The 13,811-nt window shown below is 57.8% G+C and carries 11 protein-coding genes; 3 read left to right on the top strand and 8 right to left on the bottom strand.

Annotated features, from left to right (window positions below; genetic code table 11):
• Positions 1-2: 2 nt before the first annotated feature.
• Both RT644_RS14715 and RT644_RS14710 read right to left on the bottom strand, forming a co-directional pair.
• Positions 3-998: an ABC transporter permease gene (locus tag RT644_RS14715; RefSeq protein WP_313627149.1), complete on the bottom strand. Its 996-nt coding sequence runs from the start codon at positions 996-998 to the stop codon at positions 3-5.
• On the bottom strand, positions 995-2,497 hold the full coding sequence (locus RT644_RS14710; RefSeq protein WP_313627148.1) for a sugar ABC transporter ATP-binding protein: 1,503 nt from the start codon (positions 2,495-2,497) through the stop codon (positions 995-997). Before RT644_RS14710 ends, RT644_RS14715 begins: the two co-directional genes overlap by 4 nt.
• Positions 2,498-2,659: 162 nt before the next feature.
• Between RT644_RS14710 and RT644_RS14705 the strand changes: the two genes are divergently transcribed.
• The gene (locus RT644_RS14705) at positions 2,660-3,748 is read left to right on the top strand and encodes an oxidoreductase (protein ID WP_269231481.1); all 1,089 of its coding nucleotides are present in this window, start codon (positions 2,660-2,662) and stop codon (positions 3,746-3,748) included.
• A 54-nt stretch (positions 3,749-3,802) separates the two neighbouring features.
• Here the strand turns inward: RT644_RS14705 and betA are convergent, their stop codons facing one another.
• Genes betA through betI form a run of 3 tightly spaced genes read right to left on the bottom strand, consistent with a single transcriptional unit; the run spans position 3,803 to position 7,591 of the window.
• On the bottom strand, positions 3,803-5,482 hold the full coding sequence (gene betA, locus RT644_RS14700; protein WP_313627147.1) for a choline dehydrogenase: 1,680 nt from the start codon (positions 5,480-5,482) through the stop codon (positions 3,803-3,805).
• A 27-nt stretch (positions 5,483-5,509) separates the two neighbouring features.
• Complete coding sequence (betB, locus tag RT644_RS14695) at positions 5,510-6,982, bottom strand: betaine-aldehyde dehydrogenase (RefSeq protein ID WP_313627146.1); 1,473 nt, start codon at positions 6,980-6,982, stop codon at positions 5,510-5,512.
• Positions 6,983-6,994: 12 nt separating this feature from the next.
• Positions 6,995-7,591: a transcriptional regulator BetI gene (betI, locus tag RT644_RS14690; protein WP_044489591.1), complete on the bottom strand. Its 597-nt coding sequence runs from the start codon at positions 7,589-7,591 to the stop codon at positions 6,995-6,997.
• A 238-nt stretch (positions 7,592-7,829) separates the two neighbouring features.
• On the opposite strand from betI, the gene RT644_RS14685 reads away from it, so the two are divergent.
• Positions 7,830-9,860, top strand: a complete 2,031-nt coding sequence (locus tag RT644_RS14685; protein WP_045508842.1) for a choline transporter — start codon at positions 7,830-7,832, stop codon at positions 9,858-9,860.
• Positions 9,861-9,888: 28 nt separating this feature from the next.
• Here RT644_RS14685 and RT644_RS14680 read toward each other — a convergent pair whose 3' ends face one another.
• Positions 9,889-10,479, bottom strand: coding sequence for a TetR/AcrR family transcriptional regulator (locus RT644_RS14680; protein ID WP_020456942.1), 591 nt, complete (start codon positions 10,477-10,479; stop codon positions 9,889-9,891).
• A 110-nt stretch (positions 10,480-10,589) separates the two neighbouring features.
• Between RT644_RS14680 and RT644_RS14675 the strand changes: the two genes are divergently transcribed.
• Complete coding sequence (locus RT644_RS14675) at positions 10,590-11,333, top strand: 3-oxoacyl-ACP reductase family protein (RefSeq protein ID WP_313627145.1); 744 nt, start codon at positions 10,590-10,592, stop codon at positions 11,331-11,333.
• Between the two features lie 120 nt (positions 11,334-11,453).
• Here RT644_RS14675 and RT644_RS14670 read toward each other — a convergent pair whose 3' ends face one another.
• Positions 11,454-11,651: a YbdD/YjiX family protein gene (locus RT644_RS14670; protein WP_017455812.1), complete on the bottom strand. Its 198-nt coding sequence runs from the start codon at positions 11,649-11,651 to the stop codon at positions 11,454-11,456.
• A 20-nt stretch (positions 11,652-11,671) separates the two neighbouring features.
• Positions 11,672-13,777 (bottom strand): pyruvate/proton symporter CstA, encoded by a 2,106-nt coding sequence (cstA, locus tag RT644_RS14665; RefSeq protein WP_045508832.1) that lies wholly within the window; start codon positions 13,775-13,777, stop codon positions 11,672-11,674.
• Between the last annotated feature and the right edge of the window lie 34 nt (positions 13,778-13,811).

Raw genomic sequence — 13,811 nt, 5'->3', positions numbered from 1 at the left:
AATTAACGACGCTGGAAGTAAGTCAACGCAAGGGCACCGGCCAGCACCAGCCCCTTAATAATGTCCATCGCGTAATAGGGCACCGACAGCATCACCAGCCCGTTTTGCAGCACACCGAGAATAACCGCTCCCACCAGCGTGCCGAGCGCATTCGGTTTGCCGGAACCGGCGAGCGAGAAACCGATCCACGCCGCCGCCACCGCATCCATCAAATAACCGCCACCGGCGTTGACCTGCGAAGAGCCAATGCGTGACGCCAGCAGAATGCCGCCCAGCCCCGCCAGCAGCGAGGCGATAACATATGCCGCCACTTTGTAGCGCGTGGTACGAATGCCGGACAGGCGCGCCGCTTCCGGGTTGCCGCCAATGGCATACATGCGACGACCGTGGGTGGTCAGCGACAAAGCCAACTGCGCGACAACCGTCACCACCAGCATAATGATCACAATGGTCGGCACCTGGCCGAGCAGACCAAACGCCGCCGGAATGGTGCCCTCCGCCATATCGCCGCTCGGCAGCACCATATTTTCGGTAATCGAACCGCCATAGCTGTAGGTCATTGCCACACCCTGAATCACAAACAGGCTGCCAAGCGTCGCCAGCATGTCGGGAATGCGCAGCACCACAATTAAAAAGGCGTTGAACAAGCCCACCAGCGTACACAGTGCCAGCGTGATAATGATGGCTTCGGTGGTACCAACGCCGTGCCAGACAAACAACGAAATCACCAGCGCATTCGCCAGTGAGGCGGTGGAACCGACCGACAGATCAAACCCGCCGATGGTCAGCGAAATAGAGACACCAATCGCAATCACCGTGACGATGGCGATGGATCGCAAAATGTTGATGATGTTGAAGGGATCGAGGAAGTTGTCCGACGCCACGCCAAAGATGGCGACAAGCGCGACCACGGTAAGCAACATGCCCCATTTATAGAGAAAATCAAAAAACTGCTGGCGGGGCGTCGCCGCCGCATTGACTGAAAGGGCCTTACTCACGGCGCCGTTCCTCCGGTGGAATAATAAAGAAGCGTCTCTTCGCGGGCATCCTCGCCCTGCACTTCCGCAACAATGCGCCCATCCCACAGCACACAAATCCGGTCACACAACCCCACTAGTTCGGCGAATTCCCCCGAGGCGTAAATCACCCCTTTGCCTTCGCGCGCCAGGCCATCAATCAACTGGAACAGGTCGGTTTTCGCTTTCACATCCACGCCTTTGGTCGGCTCATCGAAAATCACCACATTGGCGTGACCGCGCAGCCATTTGCCAATCGCCACTTTTTGCTGGTTGCCGCCGGAAAGACGGCGCAGCGTTTGCCCCGGCCCGGTAGTGCGTACGCCAACGCGGGCAATCACTTCCTGCGCCCAGCGCCAGGCCTGGCGATGCGCAAAAAAGCCCCAGCGCGAGAAACTGTTATCCGCGCTAATGGACAAATTCATGCTCACCGGCTCGTCAATAAAAATGCCCTCTTTGCGCCGCTCTTCCGGCACCAGCGCCAGCCCGCGCATCACGGAATCGGCCGGATCGCGCGGCCGCCACGGTTGGTTATTCAGCTCGCCACGGCTGATTCGGCTTTTACTCGCACCGAACAGCGCCTTACACAGCTCGGTTTTCCCCGCACCCGCCAGACCAGCAATGCCCAGAATTTCCCCTTTACGCAGGCGCAGCGAGATATCTTTCAGCAGCCCCTCGTCGTGCAAGCCGTCAATGCTTAGCAGCACTTCATCACTGTGCGGTGGACGGGCCGGCGGATAGATGTCGCTCAACTCATGACCGAGCATCTTCTCGACAATCGCTTCGCCGCTCAGGGTGTGCATCGGGCCGGATTCAATCAGTTTGCCGTCGCGCAGCACCGTTAAGGTGTCGCAAATCGCGTTCAGTTCGTGGATGCGGTGCGAGATAAACACCACGCCAATACCCTGCTGTTGCAGGTGTTTGACCACGGTGAACAAGCGCTCACTTTCATGCTGATCGAGCGGTGCGGTGGGTTCATCAAGAATTAAAAAACGGCAGTGGTGCGAAAGCGCGCGCGCCAGCAGGATCTGCTGCTTCTCCGCCAGCGTGCAGCTATCGATCGAACGTTTTACATCAAACATTACATCGAGTTGCGCCAGCGCCTCGCGCGCCGATTTTCGGATCTCGCCCCAGCGGAAACGATGTCCGCCTTCCGCCAGCTTATCGAGCATGATGTTCTCGGCAATGCTCAAACCCGGGATCAGCGCAACATCCACTTCCTGCTGCACCAGATGAATGCCCAGCTGTTTGGCATCGCGTGGGGTGCGAATCGACACCGCCTGGTTATTGATGGCGATTTCGCCTTCGTAATGTTCGTACGTGCCGCACAGCACCGCCATCAGCGTCGATTTCCCCGCGCCGTTCGCGCCGGTTAAGGCATGCACCGAGCCGCCGCGCAGGGAGAAATTGACATGCGACAGCGCCTTAAAACCGCCAAAGGCCAGGCTTATGCCGCGCATTTCGAGGTGGTTGCTGCTCATTCGCACGCTGTTCCTGCAATTAATAGGTTGATTTAACGAATTTTTCACAGCCTCGCTTGACTGGCAACGACAGAAAATGCATAAGATAAAGCTAAATATTATTAGCCATCCGGATGTCCAGACATAACATCGGGTTAGCGATCACGCACAAGGACACAACACATGAGCAGCACTGATATCCGCGTCGTACCCGGCCCGGCCAACTACTTTTCCCACGCTGGCAGCCTCGCGCGGTTGCATGATTTCTTCAGCGCAGAACAACTGGCGCGCGCGGTATGGATCTATGGAGAGCGCGCCTTTGCCGGGGCAAAAGCGTTTTTGCCGCAAGGGTTTAACACGCCGGGCGCGAAACACATTTTGTTTAAAGGCCACTGTAGCGAGCACGACGTGAACGAACTGGCGCAGCAGGCGGGCGACGATCGCGCGGTGGTGATTGGGCTTGGCGGCGGCGCCTTGCTGGATACCGCCAAAGCGGTGGCGCGCCGTCTTGGTTTACCGGTGGTCGCCATTCCGACCATCGCCGCCACCTGTGCGGCGTGGACGCCACTGTCGGTGTGGTATAACGACGCTGGTCAGGCGCTGCACTTTGAAATTTTCGACGACGCCAATTTTCTGGTGCTGGTTGAACCGCAAATCATCCTTAATGCGCCTGCGGAATATCTGCTGGCAGGCATCGGCGATACGCTGGCGAAGTGGTACGAAGCGGTAGTGCTGGCACCACAACCAGAAAAGCTGCCGCTCACCGTACGTCTGGGGCTAAACGGCGCACTGGCGATCCGCGATGTGTTGCTACAGAGCAGTGAACAAGCTCTTGCTGACCAGCAGCGCGGCGAGCTGACGCAGGCGTTTCGCGATGTGGTGGATGCGATTATTGCCGGGGGTGGGATGGTCGGCGGGCTGGGCGAGCGTTACACCCGCGTTGCCGCCGCACACGCGGTGCACAACGGTTTAACCGTGTTGCCGCAAACGGAGAAATTCCTGCACGGCACCAAAGTAGCGTATGGCATTCTGGTGCAGAGCGCCCTGCTCGGCGAAGACGATGTGCTGGCACAGTTGATTAACGCCTATCAGCGTTTCAACTTGCCGACCTCGCTGGCAGCACTAGATGTGGACATTAATAACCGCGCGGAGCTGGATAAAGTGATTGCTCACACTCTGCGCCCGGTGGAGTCGATTCACTACCTGCCGGTGGAACTCTCTGCCGATACGCTGCGCGCGGCGTTTGAAAAAGTGGAAGCGCTGTCGCGCTGATCGCCCTTCTTTGCGTAATGCCGCCGGTAAACGCCTTACCGGCGGCATTTTCTTTTACGCCCGCTGCGGTGTACCGCGAACCGGGCGATCGCCCGCCACGAAATAATCCGCATTGCTGCGCGGCAGCGGCGTGCGGCCACGGATGTTATCGGCAATCTTCTCGCCAATCATAATGGTGGTGGCATTGAGGTTACCGGTGATGATCAGCGGCATGATCGAGGCATCCACCACGCGCAAGGCTTCCAGCCCATGAACACGCCCTTCGCCATCGACCACCGCCATCTCATCGCTGCCCATTTTGCAGGTGCCACACGGGTGATAGGCGGTTTCGGCGTGGTTACGCACAAACTCATCCAGTTGCTCATCGCTCTGGCACTCAATGCCCGGGCTGATTTCCCGCCCGCGATATTTGTCCAGCGCCGGCTGGTTGATGATCTGCCGGGTGATACGAATCGCGTCGCGGAATTCGTGCCAGTCCTGCTCATGGGCCATGTAATTAAACTGAATGGCCGGGTGCTGGCGCGGATCGCGCGATTTCAGACGCACAAAACCCCGGCTTGGCGAGCGCATCGAACCCACATGACACTGGAAGCCGTGCGCTTCTACTGCATTTGAGCCGTTGTAGTTAATCGCCACCGGCAGGAAATGGTACTGAATATTCGGCCAGGCGAACTCCTCGCGGCTGCGGATAAACCCGCCGCCCTCGAACTGGTTGCTGGCCCCAATACCCGTGCCGTTAAACAGCCACTCCGCGCCAATTTTCGGCTGGTTCCACCACTTCAGCGCCGGATAGAGCGACACCGGCTCCTTGCACTCATATTGCAGGTACATTTCCAGGTGATCCTGCAAGTTTTCGCCCACGCCCGGTAAATCATGCACCAGCGGAATATCGAACTGCTTGAGCAGATCAGCGGCACCGACGCCGGAGCGCTGCAAAATTTGCGGCGAAGCAATCGCCCCGGCGCAGAGCAATACTTCCCGGCGCGCATGCACCTCATGTACCGTGTCGCTGGAGCCCTGCAAATAGGCCACGCCGACAGCGCGTTTCCCCTCAAACAGAATGCGATCGGTGGTGGCATGGGTAATGATTTTCAGGTTCGGCCGCGTTTTTGCCATGTCGAGATAGCCGCGTGCGGTGCTCGAGCGGCGGCCTTTCGGCGTGACAAAGCGATCCATCGGGCCAAAACCTTCCTGCTGGTAGCCGTTAAGATCGTCAGTGCGCGGGTAACCGGCCTGCACGCCCGCCTCAATCATCGCGGCGAACAGCGGGTTGTTGCCCGGCTTGCAGGTAGTGATGCTGACCGGGCCGTCGCCACCGTGGTAATCGTTCGCGCCGATATCGCGCGTTTCCGATTTACGGTAATAGGGCAGACAGTCGCGGTAGGTCCAGTGCTCAAGACCCGGCTGCTGCGCCCAGTTATCGAGGTCCATCGCGTTGCCGCGCACGTAGCACATGCCGTTAATCAGCGATGAACCGCCCAGCCCTTTACCGCGCCCGCACTCCATGCGGCGGTTATTCATGTGCGGCTCAGGTTCCGTTTCATAGGCCCAGTTGTAGCGCTTGCCCTGCAGCGGGTAAGCCAGTGCCGCAGGCATCTGCGTACGGAAATCAAAACGGTAATCGGGACCACCCGCTTCGAGCAGCAGGACATTCACATCGCTCTCTTCGGTCAGTCTTGTTGCCAAAACGTTCCCTGCGGATCCGGCTCCAATGATGATGTAATCAAATTCCATTCGTCGCTCCTCAGGTTAAAACTTTATTCAAAATACGGACTGAAAACGGCTCAGCTCGAGCTGGACGGATTTAACCTGCGTATAGTTTTGCAGCGTCATGAGGCCATTTTCGCGCCCAACGCCGGAGTGCTTGTAGCCGCCCACCGGCATTTCAGCGGCGGATTCCCCCCAGGTGTTGATCCAGCAAATACCGGCTTCAATCTGGTGAATGACGCGGTGCGCGCGGTTAAGATCCTGTGTCACCACGCCCGCCGCCAGGCCGTAATCAGTAGCGTTGGCGCGGCGCACCGCTTCCTCTTCGCGCTCATAGGTCAGAATCGACATCACCGGACCGAAGATCTCTTCACGCACGATGGTCATCTCATCGCGACAGTCGGTAAATACGGTGGGTTCGACCCACGCCCCGAGGTCGAATTCCCCGCCGGTCAGACGCTTACCGCCGCACAACAGGCGCGCGCCTTCGTTGATGCCGCTTTCGATATAACGCATTACGTTGTCGCGGTGCGCAAAGCTGACCAGCGGCCCGAAATTGGTGTTCAGATCGTTGACATCACCGGCCTTAATGCGCGCCACGCGCTCAACGATTTTTGCTTCGAACGCCTGCTGCAAGGCCTTCGGAATAAACACGCGCGTGCCGTTGGTACACACCTGGCCGGAGCTGTAGAAGTTCGCCATCATGGCGATATCGGCGGCGAGATCGAGATCGGCGTCGTCAAAGATAATCAGCGGCGATTTACCGCCCAGCTCCATGGTCACGTCTTTCAGCGTCGAACCAGCCGCATTCGCCATCACTTTCTTGCCGCTGGCAACGCCGCCGGTGAAAGAGACTTTGTCGATGCCCGGATGGTCGGTCAGCAACTGTCCGGTCACCGCGCCGCTGCCGTTCAGCACGTTAAATACGCCGTCTGGCACGCCAGCTTCGCTGTAAATTTCCGCCAGTTTCAGCGCCGTGAGCGGCGTGACTTCGCTCGGTTTAAAGATCATGGCGTTACCGGCCGCCAGCGCAGGCGCAGATTTCCACAGCGCAATCTGGATCGGGTAGTTCCACGCGCCAATCCCGGCCACCACGCCAAGCGGTTCACGGCGGGTGTAGACAAACGAGGTGTCGCGCAGCGGAATTTGCTGGCCTTCAAGAGAGGGGATAAGCCCCGCGTAATACTCGAGTACGTCCGCGCCGGTGACGATATCAACGGCCTGGGTTTCGCTCAGCGGTTTGCCGGTATCCAGCGTTTCCAGCGCCGCCAGTTCATCATTGCGCTCGCGCAGAATATCGACGGCGTGGCGCAGGATGCGCGAGCGCTCCATGGCGGTCATCGCGGCCCAGATTTTCTGCCCTTTTTGCGCACTGGCAACGGCGCGATCGACATCGGCCTGCCCGGCTTCGTGCACCTCGGCCAGCACCTCGCCGTTCGCCGGATTGATGGTCTGGAATGTGTTACCCGCCGCAGCCGGGACGTATTGACCATGGATATAGAGCTGCTGTTCTGCGAATCGGGACATACTTCCTCCTTCTCAGTGATTCGTCGCGCCAGCCAGTTGCTGGCGAATGAATTGGGTGGTGAGCGTTCTGGCAATGTCCAGGTTAAAGGGTTTGCCGCTCAGCGCCGCGCGAAGCCAGAGGCCATCGATCAACGAGGCAAGGCCATGCGCCGCCAGCCGTGCCTGTTCACGCGGCAGATCGCGGCGAAACTCCGCCGCCAGCGTGGAAAACAGCCGGCGGCTGCTGACGCGCTCCAGGCGACCAAGCTGCGGCTGATGCATACTGCTGGCCCAGAAATCGAGCCAGGCTTTCATCGCCGCGCTGTGAACCTGGCTGTCATCAAAATTGCCTTCGACAATCGCCAGCAAACGCGTTTCGGTACTGGCCTGCGCGAGCGGTTTTAATCGCTGCGCCACGGCGTCGCGCAACTGGCGGGTGATGTCGCGCATGGTCGCTTCCAGCAGACCATTTTTGTCCCTGAAGTAGTGGCTGATAATGCCGGTCGATACGCCAGCGCGGCGCGCAATCTGCGCAATCGTGGCGTCGTTAATTCCTACTTCGTTAATGGTACTCAGGGTCGCATCAATCAGCTGCCGACGGCGTATCGGCTGCATTCCCACCTTTGGCATGGCTCCATCTCCACCGCAATGTAAGGGCCTTATTTAATCTTTTTTTGATTGCACGTTCAATATAAAAAAAGATTTTGTTAGGATACTGTGCTTCAATTGTTAAATAAACGAAGCGGGAATGTATAAGCTAAATACGGCGACGCAAACCGTGAGAACAGAGAGGAGCAAACGCGATTAAACAACCGATGTTTGGCATTAATATTTTGAAAAATTACAGGAAATTAACCAGAGGTAACCGATGATTAATCCACCTGCCAGTGAAAAAGACAGAATCAATCCCGTGGTGTTTTACACCTCTGCCGGACTGATTCTGACATTTTCACTGGTCACCATTTTGTACAGCGATTTCGCTGCGACCTGGATCCAGACCACCGTTAACTGGGTCTCCTCCACCTTTGGCTGGTATTACATGCTGGCCGCGACGCTCTATATCGTCTTTGTTATTTATATGGCCTGCTCGCGCTACGGGGCGATTAAACTCGGGCCGGAGCAGTCCAAGCCGGAGTTCAGTTTGCTGAGCTGGTCGGCGATGCTGTTTGCCGCCGGGATCGGTATCGACCTGATGTTCTTCTCCGTCGCAGAGCCGGTGACGCAATATATGCAGCCGCCGGAGGGCGCAGGCCAGACGATGGAAGCCGCGCGCCAGGCGATGGTGTGGACGCTGTTCCACTACGGTTTAACCGGCTGGTCGATGTATGCGCTGATGGGGATTGCGCTGGGCTACTTCAGCTACCGCTATAATCTGCCGCTCACTATTCGTTCTGCGCTGTACCCTATTTTCGGTAAACGCATTAACGGCCCGATTGGCCACACGGTGGATATTGCGGCGGTGATCGGCACCATTTTTGGTATTGCCACTACGCTCGGTATTGGCGTGGTGCAGCTTAATTACGGGCTGAAAGTGCTGTTCGACGTGCCGGAAGGGCTGACCGCGCAGATGGCGCTGATTGTGCTGTCGGTGGTGATCGCTACCATTTCGGTCACCTCCGGGGTGGATAAAGGCATTCGCATCCTTTCGGAACTGAACGTGGCGCTGGCGCTCGGGCTGATCCTGTTCGTGCTGTTTATGGGCAAGACCGATTTCCTGCTCAACGCGCTGGTGCTCAACGTTGGCGATTACATCAACCGCTTTATGGGCATGACGCTCAACACCTTCGCGTTTGATCGCCCGACGCAGTGGATGAACAGCTGGACGCTCTTCTTCTGGGCCTGGTGGGTCGCGTGGTCGCCGTTTGTCGGGCTGTTCCTTGCACGTATTTCCCGCGGGCGCACCATTCGCGAGTTCGTGCTCGGCACGCTGATTATTCCGTTTACCTTCACCTTGCTGTGGCTGTCGGTGTTTGGTAACGCCGCGCTGTATGAAATCATTCACGGTGATGCGGGGTTCGCCCAGGAGGTGATCGCCCATGCCGAACGCGGGTTCTACAGCCTGCTGGCGCAATATCCGGCGTTCAAACTCAGCGCTTCTGTCGCCACCATTACCGGCCTGTTGTTTTATGTCACCTCGGCGGATTCCGGATCACTGGTGCTGGGCAATTTCACCTCGAAGCTGAAAGATATCAATAGCGATGCGCCGAACTGGCTGCGGATTTTCTGGTCGGTCGCTATCGGCGTGCTGACCATGGGCATGCTGATGACCAATGGCATTTCCGCGCTGCAAAATACCACGGTGATCATGGGCTTGCCGTTCAGTTTTGTGATCTTCTTTATTATGGCCGGGCTGTATAAATCGCTGAAAGTGGAAGATCACCGCCGCGCCAGCGCCAGCCGCGAAACCGCACCTTATATTCCGGCGAGCAACGATCGTCTGAGCTGGAAAAAACGCCTCTCGCGGCTGATGAATTATCCGGGTACGCATTACACCCGGCAGATGATGGAAACGGTGATTTACCCGGCAATGCAGGATGTGGCAAAAGAGCTGGAACTGCGCGGCGGACGGGTATCGCTTGAAAATGTCGCGCCGGAAGAAGGTCAGCCGCTGGGCTACCTGGATCTTCGCGTCCACCTCGGTGAGGAGCAGGATTTTGTCTACCAGGTATGGCCGCAGCAATACTCCGTACCGGGCTTTACCTACCGCGCACGCAGCGGCAAATCGCACTACTTCCGGCTGGAAACCTTCCTGCTGGAGGGCAGCCAGGGTAATGATTTAATGGACTACAACAAAGAGCAGGTGATCATCGACATACTGGATCAGTACGAGCGCCACCTGAACTTTATCCATCTGCACCGCGAAGCGCCGGGCAATAATATTGTTTTCCCTCAGCCATAACGCAACGGGCCACTTCGGTGGCCTGTTTTTACGGCGCAGGCCACAATCCCATTGCCATACGCGCGACGCCGAGTAGCGTTTCCCGGCTCGCGCCATCGCGCGCCTGAATCGACATTCCCTGCTGAATGCTGACATACAACCGGGTCAGCGCATCGATATCGGTGGTCTCAGGTAACTCGCCGCGCTGCTGCGCCTCGCTCAGGCGCGCTTTTAGCTGCGCAACGCCGCCATTACGCAACTGACGAACCCGCTCGCCCAACCGTTCATGGCCTTCGCTGGCAACCGCTGACAGCGTCACCATGCAGCCATGCGGCAAATCGCAGCGGGTTAACACCTCAGCCGATCGCTCCAGCCACGCCGCAATGGCTTTTTTCGGCGATGGCTCGCTTGCCATATCGCCCCAGATCGCTGGCGCAACGCATTGTTCGTAGTGCTGCAACACCTCGTCGTAGAGATCTTCTTTGCTACCGAACGCCGCATACAAGCTGGGCGATTTAATGCCCATCGCCTCATACAGATCGTTCATGGATGTCGCGGTGTACCCCTTCTGCCAGAAGAGTTTCATCGCGTTGTTCAGCGCCTCGGTACGGTCAAATTCCCGTGGTCTTCCCCGGCTCACTTTCGCCTCCTCGCATTTTGTGCTGATCGGTATATTAATAAGATTGACGAATGTATGGAAGCCTGTTTATTTTAATTATGTATCAATCGACACATAATTACGGAGCCACCATGTCACATTCACTTGCAGGAAAACGCGCGCTGGTCACCGGTGCGAGCCGCGGTCTGGGAAAAGCCATCGCCTTAACGCTGGCGCGGGACGGAGCGGACGTCGCCATCACCTGGGAGAAATCCGCCGATAAAGCACAAGCCGTTGTGGAAGCGATCCGCGCGCTGGGGCGTAACGCCGTGGCGATCCAGGCCAACAGCGCCGAACCACAAGCTGCCCGCGCCGCTGTTGATCAAACCGTGCAGCAACTCGGCGGGCTGGATATTCTCGTTAATAACGCCGGCATCGCGCGCGGTGGCCAGTTAGAAGCGATGTCGCAGGAGGATATCGATGCGATGATCAACGTGAATATTCGCGGCGTGGTCTACGCCACCCAGGCGGCGATTGCACACCTGCCCGACGGCGGGCGCATTATCAATATCGGCAGTTGCCTCTCCGATCGCGTGCCGTTTAAAGATATCGCCATTTATTCGATGACCAAATCCGCGCTGAACTCATTAACACGCGGGCTGGCGCGGGATTTGGGCCCACGCGGGATCACCGTGAATATGGTGAAACCCGGTTCGACGGACAGCGATATGAACCCGGCAGACGGCGAAGGCGCGGAAGAGCAGCGTCGTATGATTGCGCTGGGGCATTATGGTGAAGCGCAGGATATCGCCGAAGCGGTCGCTTTCCTTGCAAGCCCGGCGGCGAAGCAGATTACCGGTGCGGATATCGTGGTTGATGGCGGCACCAACGCCTGATCCTGGCGAAAATAACCGGCCTATAGCTGAAAGCTTTCCGGAAGCACCAGCCTGGCTGGGGATTTTCTGTAGATAAAGAAAAGCGGCGCTATGAGCGCCGCTTTTTGAGCAAGACGAGAGTTAACAGCAGCGTGCACCGCCCTTTCCGCCGTAGCGCGCATCCTGGCGCTCGCGGAAAAACTCTTCATAAGTCATCGGCGTCTGCTCCGGGTGCGTCACGCGCATATGCTCGACATAGTTGTCATAATCCGGAACGCCAATCATCATTTTCGCCGCCTGGCCTAAATACTTCCCGGCTTTTGAAAGCGTATCGAACATAAACCCCCCGCGTTACGCGATTAATGCACACTTTTTGCCTGGCCGACAATCTGCTCAACGTCGCCCGTCATTTCCTGGTACGGCGTCTCGTTCGCGGTCGGTTGATCCTCTTTCAGCGCCGCCAGCGCGGTTTTCAGCGAGTAGAACGCCAGTACCACCACCACGACCATAAAGAAGATGGTCAAGCCAGCATCGAGACGGTTGTTAAACACCAGTTGCGCCAGTTGAGACTGGGTATATTGCGCCGGAATATTGCCGCTGTCGATCATCGCCTGGAACTTGTTGGCGATGGCCAGGAAGCCGACTTTCGCATCCGGGCTAAAAGCTTTTTGCCAGCCTGCGGTGAGCGTACAAACCAGCAGCCAGGCGGTTGGCAGCAGTGCCACCCACGCATAACGCTGGCGTTTCATCTTGAACAGCACCACCGCACACAGCATCAGCGCCATGCCTGCCAGCATCTGGTTGGCGATGCCAAACAGCGGCCACAGGGTGTTAATACCGCCGAGCGGATCAACCACGCCCTGGTGCAGGAAGTAGCCCCACGCCAGCACGCACAGCCCGGTCGCCAGCAGGTTCGCGGGCAGCGATTCCGTGCGTTTGAGGTTCGGTGAAATCACGCCCAGCAGATCCTGCAACATAAAGCGCGCCGCGCGTGTCCCGGCATCCACTGCCGTCAGAATAAACAGCGCCTCAAACAGAATGGCGAAGTGATACCAGAACGAGACATCCATCAGACCGCCGAGCGCGCCGTGCAGGATATAAGCCATGCCCACTGCCAGCGTCGGCGCGCCGCCGGCGCGTGAAATGATCGACTGCTCGCCCACTTCGCTGGCAATCTGCCTGAGCGCATCCGGGGTGATACTAAAGCCCCAACCGCTCACCACCTGCGCCGCCGACGCTACTACATCGGTGGTGCCCGCAGGGGCTAAGACCGCCATCGGGCTGTTCATCGCAAAGTAAACGCCCGGATCGATAATGCACGCCGACACCAGCGCCATGATCGCCACGAACGACTCCATTAGCATGCCGCCGTAACCGATAAAGCAAGCCTGCCCTTCGCTGGCGAGCATTTTCGGCGTAGTGCCGGAGGAAATCAGCGCATGGAAACCGGAAACCGCGCCACAGGCAATGGTAATAAACAGGAACGGGAACAGATTACCGGTCCACACCGGGCCAGTCCCATCAACAAACTTGGTCAGCGCAGGCATGGTCAGCGTCGGGCGCATGATCAGAATGCCGATCGCCAGGCCAATAATGGTGCCGATTTTCAGGAAAGTGGAAAGGTAATCACGCGGTGCCAGCAGCAGCCACACCGGCAGCACTGAGGCGACAAAACCATAGCCCACCAGCATCCACGTTAGCTGCACACCGGTGAAATCAAAGTACGGTGCAATCGCCGGGTTTGCCGCCACCCAGCCGCCAGAAATAATGGCGAACACCAGCAGCACCAGACCAATCACCGACACTTCGCCAATTCGACCGGGGCGCAGATAGCGAATGTAGATACCCATAAAAATCGCCAGCGGAATGGTAAAGGCGACGGTATAGGTTCCCCACGGGCTGTGGGTCAGCGCTTTGACGACAATCATCGCCAGCACCGCGAGGATGATCACCATGATCATAAAGGTCGCCACCAGCGCAATCACGCCAACGGTCGGCCCCATCTCCGCTTTCACCATCTCACCGAGCGAACGCCCGTCCCGACGGGTGGAGATAAACAGCACCATGAAATCCTGCACCGCACCGGCCAGCACTACGCCTGCGAGGATCCAGATCATGCCCGGCAAATACCCCATTTGCGCCGCCAGCACAGGCCCTACCAGCGGGCCTGCGCCGGCAATCGCCGCAAAATGGTGACCGAACAGCACTTTTTTGTCTGTCGGCACGTAATCAAGACCATCGTTGTAGCGCACCGCCGGAGTCATGCGAGTCGGGTCAACCTGTAGCACATTTTTAGCGATATAGAGGCCGTAAAAACGGTAAGCGATAAGGTAGATACAGACCGCGGCCACCACGATCCACAGTGCGTTGATCTGTTCGCCGCGGTTAAGCGCGATATAGCCGAGGGCGAATGCGCCAACCAGCGACAGCACGCCCCAAATAAGGTATTTCCCTGAGTTGTTCATAGCGGGTATCCGTTGAGAGACAGAGAGATGTTAC

The organism is Kosakonia sp. (assembly GCF_032104925.1).
In the GTDB taxonomy this organism is placed as follows: domain Bacteria; phylum Pseudomonadota; class Gammaproteobacteria; order Enterobacterales; family Enterobacteriaceae; genus Kosakonia.
The sequence above is the reverse complement of the archived record's forward strand: the minus strand, read 5'-3'. Positions and strand labels throughout refer to the sequence as shown.

What these genes read in the sequence shown, in the direction of transcription:
- cstA (WP_045508832.1), bottom strand. Translation starts at nt 13,777, where the DNA reads ATGAACAACTCAGGGAAATACCTTATTTGGGGCGTGCTGTCGCTGGTT.
- RT644_RS14675 (WP_313627145.1), top strand. Translation starts at nt 10,590, where the DNA reads ATGTCACATTCACTTGCAGGAAAACGCGCGCTGGTCACCGGTGCGAGC.
- betI (WP_044489591.1), bottom strand. Translation starts at nt 7,591, where the DNA reads ATGCCAAAGGTGGGAATGCAGCCGATACGCCGTCGGCAGCTGATTGAT.
- betA (WP_313627147.1), bottom strand. Translation starts at nt 5,482, where the DNA reads ATGGAATTTGATTACATCATCATTGGAGCCGGATCCGCAGGGAACGTT.
- RT644_RS14685 (WP_045508842.1), top strand. Translation starts at nt 7,830, where the DNA reads ATGATTAATCCACCTGCCAGTGAAAAAGACAGAATCAATCCCGTGGTG.
- RT644_RS14710 (WP_313627148.1), bottom strand. Translation starts at nt 2,497, where the DNA reads ATGAGCAGCAACCACCTCGAAATGCGCGGCATAAGCCTGGCCTTTGGC.
- betB (WP_313627146.1), bottom strand. Translation starts at nt 6,982, where the DNA reads ATGTCCCGATTCGCAGAACAGCAGCTCTATATCCATGGTCAATACGTC.
- RT644_RS14670 (WP_017455812.1), bottom strand. Translation starts at nt 11,651, where the DNA reads ATGTTCGATACGCTTTCAAAAGCCGGGAAGTATTTAGGCCAGGCGGCG.
- RT644_RS14705 (WP_269231481.1), top strand. Translation starts at nt 2,660, where the DNA reads ATGAGCAGCACTGATATCCGCGTCGTACCCGGCCCGGCCAACTACTTT.